Origin of the sequence: Avibacterium sp. 21-599 (genome assembly GCF_026226765.1) — a bacterium.
Lineage (GTDB): Bacteria > Pseudomonadota > Gammaproteobacteria > Enterobacterales > Pasteurellaceae > Avibacterium.
On the sequence record NZ_JAKKOB010000001.1, the window covers coordinates 1,528,924 to 1,541,526 of the forward strand.

Genomic DNA, 12,603 nt, shown 5'->3' on the forward strand with positions numbered 1-12,603 from the left:
AAATCCAAAAAGGGTTAAATTTCGACCGCACTTTAACTGAATAAGGCTTAGGCGGTGTCCAATATATTAATTTTTTCTTGTTACAATAAATTCGCTCAACGCCTTTAAGGGTGAGCTATCAAAAGATAATTCCGCTAAAGCATTAAGGGCTTGTTGATGCAGTTCTTGTGCTTTTTCTTTCGCCCCTTGTAAGCCTAGTAATTTCGGGTAAGTGCTTTTATCTGCGGCTAAATCAGCACCTACGGTTTTGCCGATTACGTCGCTTTCCCCTTCAATATCTAAAATATCATCTTGTACTTGGAAGGCTAGCCCAATGGCATCGGCATAGCGTTCGAGCTGTTGGCAAAGTTGTTGATCGGCAAAATATGGCGAACAAAGAAAGCCCATTTTTAACGCACAGCGCAATAATGCGCCTGTTTTATTGCGATGAATTCTTTCCAATTCAGCTAAGCTGACTTGCTGATGTTCTGCTTGTAAATCTAGGCTTTGCCCCAAACACATTCCTTGTACGCCAGAGGCTTTTGCTAATTCTGCGATTAAAGCAACACGTTGTTCGGCTGACAAATTAGGCGTTTGGCTGAGTAATTCAAAGGCAAAGGCTTGTAAAGCATCACCTGCAAGAATAGCGGTAGCTTCATCAAAGGCGATATGACAAGTTGGGTGACCGCGACGTAGCGTATCGTTATCCATTGCAGGCAAATCATCGTGGACTAAGGAATAAGCGTGAATTGCTTCAATGCTTGCTGCGGCATAATCTAAATGCACGAGTTCTGCACCTAACATTTTGCCTGTGGCATACACCAAGAATGGACGCACACGCTTTCCACCTAGCAAAAGGGCATATTTCATTGCGCGAGCAAGGGGGGAGGGATGCGTATCAATTTGCTCAAATTGTTGTTCGAGAAATTGATTTATCCGTTGTTGAACTTGTTGTAAATCCTGTGCAAATTGATCCATAGCAGTGGCTTATTTGTTGAGTTGCTTATTCGTTATGTTGATAGTTGCTCAATTCTGCTTTATCGCTTTTTGAAAGCAAAATTTGAATGCGTTGTTCCGCTTGTTGTAAGCGCGCTTGACCTAATTGCGCCAGTTTAATGCCGTTTTCAAAATCCTGCAAAGCCTGTTCTAAGGGTAATTCACCACTTTCTAAACGCGCAACGATGCTCTCTAATTGAGTTAAGGTAGCTTCAAAATCTAAGCTATGTTCATCTTTTGTTGGTTTGCGTGCCATTTGTTTTTCCTAAATCCAACCTGAATAAATGCCACATTGTACTGTATTTTTATGGACTTGTTAAAGCATATAGCGAGATTGTTGCACAAAAAATCACAGAAAAAGCACCGCACTTTTGTTTATCTTGCATTGCCGAGAAAACAGCGAGAAAAATTGGGGATTTGCAAAAGATGTTGTACAATATCGCCCAATTTTTGCTTGAAATAGAAGTATTCTAATGAAATTTATTATTAAACTTTTCCCTGAAATTATGATTAAAAGTGAAAGCGTGCGTAAACGCTTTATTAAAATTCTTACAGGGAATATTCGCAATATTTTGAATAAATATGATGATACTGTCGCCGTGGTGAAACACTGGGATTATATCGAAGTGCGGTCAAAAAATGCAGAAAATCACGCATTATTAATTGAATTATTAGAGCGAATTCCGGGCATTCACCATTTTCTTGAAGTGGAAGAAAAACCATTTAACAACGTGCAAGATATTTTCCAACAAACTTTGCAAGATGTTGCACATCTACTTGAAAATAAAACCTTTTGTGTGCGTGTAAAACGTAAAGGAAAGCACGATTTTTCTTCCCTTGATGTGGAGCGTTATGTTGGTGGCGGATTAAATCAACACATTGCCAGTGCAAAAGTGAAACTCAGCAACCCTGATGTGACTGTTCGCATTGATATTGAAGACGACAAAATGATGTTGGTGAAAGCACGCCATACGGGGCTAGGTGGTTATCCTATTGGTACACAAGAAGATGTGCTTTCACTTATCTCTGGCGGTTTTGACTCAGGGGTATCGAGCTATATGCTGATTCGCCGCGGCTCGCGCGTTCATTATTGCTTCTTTAATCTTGGCGGCGCGGCACACGAAATTGGTGTGAAACAAATGGCCTATCACATTTGGCATCGCTTTAGTGGCTCGCACAAAGTGCGTTTTGTTGCAATCAATTTTGAACCTGTGGTAGCAGAAATTTTAGAAAAGATTGATAACGGGCAAATGGGTGTGGTGTTAAAACGAATGATGGTGCGTGCCGCAAGTAAAGTGGCAGAGCGTTTCGGGATTCAAGCGATTGTTACTGGGGAGGCGCTTGGCCAAGTTTCCAGCCAAACACTGACCAATTTACGCTTGATTGATGAAGCCGCAGAGGCTCTAGTATTACGTCCACTTATCACCCACGATAAGGAACAAATTATTGCAATGGCAAAAGACATCGGCACAGAAGATATTGCTAAATCAATGCCTGAATTTTGTGGCGTAATTTCAAAAAATCCAACGGTTAAAGCGGTGCGTGAAAAAATTCTTAGCGAAGAAAATCATTTTGATTTCAGCGTGTTAGAAAGTGCGGTGCAAAATGCACAATATTTAGATATTCGTCAAATTGCAGAACAAACGGAAAAAGACGTGGTTGAAGTGGATACGATTTCTGTATTAGGCGAAGACGATATTGTCATTGATATCCGTAGCCCTGAAGAAACAGATGAAAACCCATTAGAACTCGAAGGGCAAGAAGTGCGTTTAATCCCATTCTATAAACTTTCTTCCCTATTTCCAGAACTGGATCAACATAAAAATTACGTCCTTTACTGCGAACGCGGCGTAATGAGTAAACTCCAAGCGCTTTATTTGAAAGAAAATGGGTTTAAAAATGTGAAGGTGTTTAGACAGATAAAATAGAGAAATCTGCATAGGTTAGATTAAATGAGAGTTAGATTAAATGAGCAGATAGGCTAGTTTAATCTAACCCTTAAATTTATCTGAAAATAAAAAGGATTAAGTAACATAATTAATTCTATTACGCCAATTAATCCTTTTTATCCTAAATTTGGTGGAGCTGGGGGGAGTTGAACCCCCGTCCGAAATTACTCTACCTTCAGTACTACACGTTTAGTCTGGTCTTTAATTTCACTTAATCACTGCGGACAGACACGCGATAACTAAGCTAGCTTGATTTAATTTAACGTTTCGATCCTCAAGCGGAGGCTTCCACGCGATCTCGTTTGGGTTTGACTCCTCTTGATCCCCGTCTTACGAGCGAAAGCTGGGGAGAGAAGGCGATGAGCAGGTTATTAAGCTGCTAAAGCGTATTGTTCGTCGTTTGCGACTATTTTTTTGCGGTTTATTTACGAGGCCAACCGCACCTCGACGTGCACCTTGGGCTTCGCTAATCCCGTCGAATCCAGAATCAGCCCCAAAAACTTGTTAATTCTATCAAGGAATTGATTGAATTTAAAGAGAAATAAAGTAAAAAGGCTAGAATATTTCTAGCCTTTCTTAGTTATAACTAGGTTCCTAAACTATTTAGTTAAACTTTCAATTTTTTCAACTGCGGCGTCTTTTGCTTCAGTTACTTTTTCTACTGCAGCATCTTTTGCTTCAGCTACTTTTTCTGCTGCTGAATTCGCTTTTTCTACTGCGGCATCTTTTGCTTCTACAGCAGCATCTTTAACATCTGCAACCTTATCCATTGCTGTGTCTTTTACATCCACTGCTTTTTCTACTACAGCATCTTTAGCACCAGTTACTTTTTCTACTGCTGCGTCTTTCATTTCAGCTGCTTTTTGGGTAGCTGCATCAGCCATAGAAGTTACTTTCTCCGCCGCTGCATCTTTCATTTCAGTCACTTTTTGAGTAGCATCATCCGCCATTGAGCTTGCTTTTTCAGTAATCGCATCTTTAGCTTCTGCAATTTTGGATACTGCAGTGTCTTTCACGTCTTTTGTAGCTTCAACTGCTGTGTCTTTAAGATCTGATGCAGCTTGAGCGACAGCATCTTTTGCTTCAGCAGCACTTGCTTTTGCTTTTTCAACCTGCTCTGAAACTTTACTTTCTTTATCGAAACAACCGGTTACAGTTAAGGTTGCACCTAATACTAATGCAGCTAATAATGATTTTTTCATTTTTACTCCTAAATAATTCAAATAATGAGATACAAACCCCACGTTTGGGTTGCATAGTCTGTAACAAAAATGTGGAAAAATAAACTACATTTACATTTTTTTACGTATTAATTTCAATGATGTTTAAAATAATGTTTTTAACTTATTGAAATCAAATAAAAAAACATTTTTTAAAATTACTATAGTTAAAGCACAGATAAGTGGTAAAAGGTATAAACAATTATCGTTTGTTGCTACATAAGTAGGCAATCAGCTTATTGTGCCTATAACTTGTAAAAATAGGATGTCCAGTGTGTTTTTTGAAGCGTGGCGTAGGCAATTATTGCCAGAATTGACTCAAAAATCGGTCATTATTTTAGGTAATGTGGGATTTCATCGTATGAGTGTCTTGTGAGAAATGGCAGAGAAATTAGGGCATAAAGTAACACATATGGGCAAATATCAAAGGATATATATTGATTGTATTACCTGATTATGCCTTAATTCAATAATGCATTATCGTCCTGTTTTTATTTTAAATAATGATAGTTAAATTATTAGAACAGATTAGAAAGGATAGAATAAAAATACTACGTTAATTTTGCTAAATTATAATAGGAAGAAAATTTGGAGCGGGAAACGAGGCTCGAACTCGCGACCCCAACCTTGGCAAGGTTGTGCTCTACCAACTGAGCTATTCCCGCAAGAGATAAGAAAATTGGAGCGGGAAACGAGGCTCGAACTCGCGACCCCGACCTTGGCAAGGTCGTGCTCTACCAACTGAGCTATTCCCGCATATTCCGTAAGGAACGGGGCGTATTATACGAAAAATTTTTACGCCCGCAAGTAAAATTATAAAAAAGTTGATTGCTTGTTTAGTTATTGATCAGAAAGCAAGGATCTCCTCTTCCTAAATAATAAATAGGCTAAGGCATTTTGATAAAATGCTCTCGATAATAAGCTAGCTCGGCAATAGATTCACGGATATCATCTAAAGCAAGATGCGTATTTTTCTTACTAAATCCTTTTAACATTTCTGGGTTCCAACGTGAGGCAAGCTCTTTGAGCGTGCTAACGTCAAGATGACGATAATGAAAATAGTTGGCCAGTTCGGGCATATATTTGAATAGAAAGCGTTTATCTTGTGCCACGCTATTGCCACAAATTGGGGAAGCCCCTTTGGGTACCCATTTTTTGAGAAAATCTAAAGTTTGTAATTCCGCGGCACGTTCGCTGAGTTTGCTTTGTTTTACACGTTCAATTAAGCCGTTTTCACGATGAGTTTTTTGACACCAATCACTCATTTTGGCAAGTAGACTATCGGGCTGATGAATTGCAAGCACAGGCCCCTCAGCAAGAATATTAAGATTTTTATCTGTGACAATGGTGGCGATTTCAATAATGCGTTCTTTTTCTGGATCTAAGCCCGTCATTTCTAAGTCAATCCAAATAAGGTTTTGTTTATCTAATTGCATTAGGGTATCCTATATCAGTGTTATTTTGATGAGTTCGGGATAGTTTAACCGAAAACCAACCGCACTTTAAGGATTTATCTTTGAGCAAACAAAAATTAACTTACAATCAGCAACGTAGAATTCGTTCTAACAACGCAAAAACATTACAACGTCACAAATTGAAGGAAAGTAAAGAAATTCAGTGGCAAGATGAAATGCTAGGTCCAACGCAAGAAGGTACAGTGGTAACGCGTTATTCTTTACACGCTGATGTAGAAAATGAGCAAGGGCAAATTTTTCGTTGTAATTTACGCCGCACTTTAGCTAATGTGGTTGTTGGGGATAATGTCGTATGGCGAGAGGGCAATGAGCAATTGCAAGGAGTAAGTGGCGTGATTGAAGCAATTCATCCACGTCGTAACGAGATTGCTCGCCCAGATTATTATGATGGATTAAAGGTTATTGCTGCCAATATTGATCGCATTATTATTGTGTCAGCCGTTGTGCCAGATTTGTCTTGGAATATTGTCGATCGCTATTTGGTGGTGTGTGAAAATGCGAGAATTCCTGCAGTGATCGTGATTAATAAAGCTGATTTATTCTCTCAAACTCAGCGAAGCGCAGTAGAAAATCAGCTTAAGGTTTATGAAAAAATTGGTTATCAAACGCTGATGATTTCCGCAAAAACTGGCGAAAATATGCAAAATCTTACCGCACTTTTGTCTAACGGATCATCTATTTTTGTCGGACAATCAGGCGTAGGGAAATCCAGTTTAATCAACAGTATTTTGCCTGATGTTAATGCTCAGGTTGGAACTGTGAGTGAAGGATCGGGATTAGGACGTCATACCACAACCTCTTCTCGCCTGTACCATTTACCACAAGGAGGAAATTTGATCGATTCACCGGGGATTCGAGAGTTTGGTTTATGGCATTTAGATGCCGATCAAATCACAAAAGGATACCGCGAATTCCAATACGTGTTAGGTACTTGCAAATTTAGGGATTGTAAACATTTGAATGATCCGGGGTGCGCCTTGCGTGAGGCTGTAGAGCAAGGAAAAATTGATCCAGTAAGATTTAAAAACTATCATAATTTAATTGAGAGTTTGTTAGAAACAAAAGATCATAGACACTTTTCAGTTAAGGCAATGGTTAAATAAAGGTTAATAACCGCATAAAAAACCGTCGCTTTAAGTGTTTTTTTGTGATTTAGTTCAAATTTTATGGTGATTGGGGTTGATTATTGTTGTGTTAAGTTGAATACTATTTCGAGATTTATTTTTAGAGATGAAATAAATACATAATTGAACAGCCGTTGTTGCTGTTTGATGTCAAAACAAAATTTATACTCAAACAATGATTAAGAGGATTTTACTATGTACTCAAAAGATGTTGAAATTATTGCTCCAAATGGTTTACATACTCGCCCAGCAGCGCAGTTCGTAAAAGAAGCAAAAGCCTTTGCTTCAGATATTACAGTAACTTCTGGGGGCAAAAGTGCAAGTGCAAAAAGCCTTTTCAAATTACAAACTTTAGGTTTGACTCAAGGTACGGTGATCACCATTTCTGCTGAAGGTGAAGATGAGCAAAAAGCAGTAGATCATTTAGTTGCATTAATTCCTACTTTAGAGTAATCACATCATTAGCCACAAATTTTACTTCCTAGAAAAAGTTCGTTTGTGGCTATTGTTCTATTTTATAGCCAAATTTAATTATTAGTTCGGAAGGTCATTATGATTTCAGGTATTCCAGCATCACCCGGTATTGTTTTCGGTAAAGCGCTTGTTTTAAAAGAAGAAAAAATCGTACTTGATACGCAAAAAATTCAAGACGACCAAGTTGACGCTGAGGTTGCACGTTTTTATGAAGGACGCAATGCAGCCATTGAGCAATTAACCGCAATTAAAGATCGTGCTTATGCTTCATTAGGTGAAGAAAAAGCCGCGATCTTTGAAGGTCACTTAATGATTTTGGAAGATGAAGAATTAGAAGAAGAAATCATTGATTATTTACGTTCTAATAAAGTGAATGCAGGCGTTGCTGCAAGCACAATTATTGATCAGCAAGTGGCAATGTTATCAGAAATTGATGACGAGTATTTAAAAGAACGTGCAGGAGATATTCGTGATATTGGTAATCGTTTAATCAAGAATATTTTAGGTATGCACATTGTTGATCTAGGTGAGATTAACGAAGAAGCTATTCTTGTGGCTTATGATTTAACGCCATCAGAAACCGCACAGCTTAACCTTGATAAAGTACTTGGTTTTATTACAGATATTGGCGGTAGAACATCTCATACTTCTATTATGGCGCGTTCGTTAGAATTGCCGGCCATTGTGGGAACAAATACGGTTACGCAGCAAGTAAATACAGGAGATTTCTTAATTCTTGATGCGGTGAATAATTGTGTTTATGTGAATCCAAGCCAAGACGAAATTGAACGCTTAAAAGCCTTAGAAGCCCAATTAGCGGAAGAGAAAGCAGAATTAGCTAAATTAAAAGATTTACCAGCACTTACTTTAGATGGACATCGTGTTGATGTGGTAGCAAATATCGGTACGATTCGTGATGTAGAAGGAGCAGATCGTAATGGTGCGGAAGGCGTAGGCTTATATCGCACAGAATTTTTGTTTATGGATCGCGATCAACTTCCAACAGAAGAAGAACAATTTATTGCTTATAAAGAAGTCGTTGAAGCAATGAATAGTCGTTTAGTTGTATTAAGAACGATGGATATTGGTGGGGATAAAGAATTACCTTATTTGAACCTACCAAAAGAAATGAACCCATTCTTAGGCTGGCGTGCGATTCGTATTGCGTTAGACCGTAAAGAAATTTTACATGCTCAATTAAGAGCGGTATTAAGAGCGTCTGCTTTCGGTAAATTAGCAGTAATGTTCCCAATGATTATTTCTGTGGAAGAAATTCGTACCTTAAAAGAAGAAATTACACGATTAAAAGAGCAGTTACGTAATGAAGGTAAGGCGTTTGATGAAAATATTCAAATTGGTGTAATGGTGGAAACCCCATCAGCCGCAGTAAATGCGAAATTCTTAGCGAAAGAAGTTGATTTCTTCAGTATCGGTACTAATGATTTAACACAATATACCCTTGCGGTGGATCGTGGTAACGAGTTAATTTCTCATTTATATAACCCAATGACACCATCTGTATTGAGCTTAATTAAGCAAGTGATTGATGCCTCTCACGCAGAAGGTAAATGGACGGGAATGTGTGGTGAGCTAGCAGGTGATGAGAGAGCCACTTTATTATTACTCGGTATGGGTTTAGACGAGTTTAGTATGAGTGCCATTTCTGTGCCAAGAATCAAAAAATTAATCCGTAATGTAAATTATCAAGATGCTAAAGTCTTGGCAGAGAAAGCCTTAGCGCAACCAACTGCCGCAGATATTGAAAAATTGGTGGCTGATTTTTTAGCAGAAAAAGCATTAAACTAGATACCAATTATTCAAGTTTTGGGCTAGAATAGCCCAAACATTCACTTAGTAGGAGACTAAAAATGGGTTTTTTTGATAAATTATTTGGTTCAAAAAGCAATAAAACCGTTGAAGTAGAGATTTATGCACCGCTTTCAGGTGATATTGTGAATATTGAAGATGTGCCTGATGTGGTTTTTTCAGAAAAAATTGTAGGTGACGGAATTGCAATTCGCCCAACCGGCAATAAACTTGTTGCCCCTGTTGATGGCGTTGTAGGCAAAATCTTTGAAACTAATCATGCTTTCTCAATGGAATCTACCGATGGTGTGGAATTATTTGTACACTTTGGTATTGATACCGTTGAATTAAAAGGGGAAGGTTTTAGACGTATTGCCGAAGAAGGTCAAACAGTAAAACGTGGTGATACCATTATTGAATTAGATTTAGAATTACTTGAAGCTAAAGCTAAATCTGTGCTTACCCCAGTGGTCATTTCTAATATGGATGAAGTTAGCCATATTGAGAAAAAAACAGGTGAAGTTGTTGCGGGTGATTCTGTTGTTCTTGTCGTGAGAAAATAAAAGACCTCATATAATCAAGCCCATTCCATTAAGTGAATGGGCTTTTTGTTATGCAGAAATGTGGTTAAACACCGGTCAAGTTTATCCGTAAAAAAGATGATTAGCTATTTACGCACTTTACTCATTATTTAAAGTGCGGTGGAATTTTTTCATAAATTTTTTGTCTTTCTATAGACTTAGCAATATTTTCTCATTTCAACAAATCTTATATTTTTTATAATCTTTGTTAAATATTTGTAAACGGATTTTAATAGTTGTAGAATAGCCCAGATATAAGTATTAGTTATCCATTCGTTGTTCAGTTTCAGATAGAAATTGAACTTAACTTCAACTTAATAAATAAGGAAAAGACTATGTCAGAAATGTTAAGAAATGACGTAGATCCGATCGAAACCAATGATTGGTTATTGGCGATCGACTCAGTAATTCGTGAAGAAGGTGTTGAAAGAGCACAGTTTATTATTGAGCAATTAATGCAGCACGCACGTGCAAATTCAGTCTCTTTACCAACGGGTGTTAGCACTGATTATATTAATACTATTCCTGTTGAGGAAGAGCCAAACTACCCGGGTAATTTAGATCTTGAACGCCGTATCCGTAGTGCAATTCGTTGGAATGCAATTATGATGGTATTAAGAGCTTCTAAAAAAGATCTAGAGCTTGGCGGTCATATGTCATCTTTCCAATCTTCTGCGACAATCTATGAAGTTTGTTTCAACCATTTCTTTAAAGCGCGTACCGAAAAAAATGGTGGCGACTTAGTTTTCTTCCAAGGTCATATTTCTCCGGGGATTTATGCGCGTGCTTTTGTTGAAGGACGCTTAACTGAAGAACAACTAGATAATTTCCGTCAAGAAGTGCACGGAAAAGGGCTTTCTTCTTACCCGCACCCTAAATTAATGCCTGAATTCTGGCAATTCCCAACGGTATCAATGGGGCTTGGTCCATTGAATGCCATTTATCAAGCACGTTTCTTAAAATATTTACATAATCGTGGCTTGAAAGATACCGCAGATCAAACTGTTTACGCTTTCTTAGGTGATGGCGAAATGGACGAAGTAGAATCTCGTGGTGGGCTTGCTTTTGCCGCTCGTGAAAAATTAGATAACCTTGTTTTTGTTATCAACTGTAACTTACAACGCTTAGACGGCCCTGTAACAGGTAATGGCAAAATCATTCAAGAATTAGAAGCGCAATTTAACGGTTGTGGCTGGGAAGTAATTAAAGTTGTTTGGGGGCGCCGTTGGGATCGTTTATTACAACGTGATACTTCAGGTAAATTATTGCAATTAATGATGGAAGTGGTTGATGGCGATTATCAAACCTTCAAAGCAAAAGATGGTGCTTATGTTCGTAAACACTTCTTTGGACGTTACCCTGAAACTGAAGCATTAGTGGCTGAAATGACCGATGATGAAATCTGGGCATTGAACCGTGGCGGTCACGATCCATTAAAAGTCTTTGCCGCATTCAATAAAGCAAAACAAGTTAAAGATAAACCTGTTGTGCTATTAGTGAAAACCATTAAAGGTTATGGTATGGGTGATGCTGCGGAAGGTAAAAACATTGCTCACCAAGTTAAGAAAATGGATATGTCGGGCGTTAAACACGTTCGCGATCGTTTCAATATTGCGGTATCAGATGAAGAGATTGAAAAATTACCATATATCAAGTTTGAAGAAGGTTCAGAAGAATACAAATATCTTCACGAGCGCCGTCAAGCATTAAATGGTTATTTACCAACGCGTGCGCCACGCTTTACCTATGAGCTTGAAGTGCCTGCGTTAGAGGAGTTTGCCCAATTATTTGAAGCCCAATCTCGTCCAATTTCAACCACAATGGCGTTTGTTCGTTCATTAAACGTATTGTTGAAAAATAAATCTGTGGGTAAACACATTGTGCCAATTATTGCAGACGAAGCACGTACTTTCGGTATGGAAGGGTTATTCCGTCAAATTGGTATTTATAACCCACACGGACAAAACTATACGCCACAAGATCGCGAACAAGTTTCTTACTATCGTGAAGCCATTGATGGTCAAGTGTTACAAGAAGGGATTAATGAACAAGGTGCAACCGCATCTTGGATTGCGGCAGCAACCTCTTATAGCACAAACAACGTACCAATGATTCCATTCTTTGTGTATTACTCAATGTTTGGTTTCCAACGTGTTGGTGATTTAATGTGGTTAGCTGGCGACCAACGTGCGCGTGGCTTTATGATTGGTGGTACATCAGGTCGTACAACGCTAAACGGTGAAGGCTTACAGCACGAAGATGGTCATAGCCATATTCAATCTTCAGTTATTCCAAACTGTATTTCTTATGATCCTGCTTTTGCGTTTGAAGTGCCTGTGATTATTCAAGACGGTGTTCGCCGTATGTATGGTCCAGAGCAAGAAGATGTGTACTACTACATCACAACCTTAAATGAAACCTATGAGCAACCTGCAATGCCAAAAGGTGCAGAAGAGGGTATTCGTAAAGGTATTTATAAATTTGAAACGGTAACTGGACAAGGTAAAGGCAAAGTTCAATTATTAGGTTCAGGTGCGATTTTACGCCACGTTCGTGAAGCAGCGAAATTGCTTGCAGATGACTTTGGTGTTACTTCTGATGTGTATAGCGTCACTTCATTTACGGAAGTTGCACGTGATGGCGCGAATGTAGAGCGTTGGAACTTATTACATCCTGAAGCAGAAGCCAAAACACCATACATTGCACAAGTAATGAATGATGCGCCGGCTGTGGCAGCGACAGATTACATCAAGCTTTATGCAGAACAAGTACGTGCTTATGTACCAGCACAAAGTTATCGTGTATTAGGTACAGACGGTTTTGGTCGTTCAGACAGCCGTGAAAACTTACGTGAACATTTTGAAGTGAATGCACATTATGTGGTGATCGCCGCATTAACTGAGCTTGCAAAACAAGGTACAGTTGATAAGAAAGTTGTGGCAGATGCTATTGCAAAATATGGCATTGATGCAGATAAAATTAATCCACTTTACGCATAA

Annotated in this window: 10 protein-coding genes, 2 tRNA genes and 1 other RNA gene; 6 read left to right on the forward strand and 7 right to left on the reverse strand. The window is 38.6% G+C overall.

The features are described 5' to 3' along the window. Nucleotides 1-66 precede the first annotated feature (66 nt). Both ispA and xseB read right to left on the reverse strand, forming a co-directional pair. Complete coding sequence (gene ispA, locus L5B83_RS07330; protein WP_265778021.1) at nucleotides 67-957, reverse strand: (2E,6E)-farnesyl diphosphate synthase; 891 nt, start codon at nucleotides 955-957, stop codon at nucleotides 67-69. 25 nt (nucleotides 958-982) lie between these two features. Then, nucleotides 983-1,231: an exodeoxyribonuclease VII small subunit gene (gene xseB, locus L5B83_RS07335; protein WP_265778022.1), complete on the reverse strand. Its 249-nt coding sequence runs from the start codon at nucleotides 1,229-1,231 to the stop codon at nucleotides 983-985. 217 nt (nucleotides 1,232-1,448) lie between these two features. On the opposite strand from xseB, the gene thiI reads away from it, so the two are divergent. Next, nucleotides 1,449-2,903, forward strand: a complete 1,455-nt coding sequence (thiI, locus tag L5B83_RS07340) for a tRNA uracil 4-sulfurtransferase ThiI (protein ID WP_265778023.1) — start codon at nucleotides 1,449-1,451, stop codon at nucleotides 2,901-2,903. A gap of 149 nt (nucleotides 2,904-3,052) precedes the next feature. Here the strand turns inward: thiI and ssrA are convergent. The 5 genes from ssrA to orn form a co-directional block, all read right to left on the reverse strand. Next, nucleotides 3,053-3,419, reverse strand: a transfer-messenger RNA (tmRNA) gene (ssrA, locus tag L5B83_RS07345). A 104-nt stretch (nucleotides 3,420-3,523) separates the two neighbouring features. Further along, nucleotides 3,524-4,126, reverse strand: coding sequence for a hypothetical protein (locus tag L5B83_RS07350; RefSeq protein ID WP_265778024.1), 603 nt, complete (start codon nucleotides 4,124-4,126; stop codon nucleotides 3,524-3,526). Nucleotides 4,127-4,733: 607 nt separating this feature from the next. Beyond that, nucleotides 4,734-4,809 (reverse strand) — tRNA-Gly (locus L5B83_RS07360). Nucleotides 4,810-4,824: 15 nt separating this feature from the next. Next, a tRNA-Gly gene (locus tag L5B83_RS07365) sits at nucleotides 4,825-4,900 on the reverse strand. A 131-nt stretch (nucleotides 4,901-5,031) separates the two neighbouring features. Further along, entirely contained in the window at nucleotides 5,032-5,580 is a 549-nt protein-coding gene (gene orn, locus L5B83_RS07370) for an oligoribonuclease (protein ID WP_250350220.1), read from the reverse strand. Between the two features lie 80 nt (nucleotides 5,581-5,660). On the opposite strand from orn, the gene rsgA reads away from it, so the two are divergent. The 5 genes from rsgA (at nucleotide 5,661) to aceE (ending at nucleotide 12,603) form a co-directional block, all read left to right on the forward strand. Further along, a complete protein-coding gene (gene rsgA, locus L5B83_RS07375) occupies nucleotides 5,661-6,722 on the forward strand; it encodes a small ribosomal subunit biogenesis GTPase RsgA (protein ID WP_250350221.1) in 1,062 nt (353 codons plus the stop codon). A 216-nt stretch (nucleotides 6,723-6,938) separates the two neighbouring features. Then, on the forward strand, nucleotides 6,939-7,196 hold the full coding sequence (ptsH, locus tag L5B83_RS07380; protein WP_100295592.1) for a phosphocarrier protein Hpr: 258 nt from the start codon (nucleotides 6,939-6,941) through the stop codon (nucleotides 7,194-7,196). Between the two features lie 99 nt (nucleotides 7,197-7,295). Further along, complete coding sequence (gene ptsI / locus L5B83_RS07385) at nucleotides 7,296-9,023, forward strand: phosphoenolpyruvate-protein phosphotransferase PtsI (protein WP_265778025.1); 1,728 nt, start codon at nucleotides 7,296-7,298, stop codon at nucleotides 9,021-9,023. A 62-nt stretch (nucleotides 9,024-9,085) separates the two neighbouring features. Then, a complete protein-coding gene (gene crr, locus L5B83_RS07390; protein ID WP_265778026.1) occupies nucleotides 9,086-9,586 on the forward strand; it encodes a PTS glucose transporter subunit IIA in 501 nt (166 codons plus the stop codon). 353 nt (nucleotides 9,587-9,939) lie between these two features. Then, on the forward strand, nucleotides 9,940-12,603 hold the full coding sequence (gene aceE, locus L5B83_RS07395; protein WP_265778027.1) for a pyruvate dehydrogenase (acetyl-transferring), homodimeric type: 2,664 nt from the start codon (nucleotides 9,940-9,942) through the stop codon (nucleotides 12,601-12,603).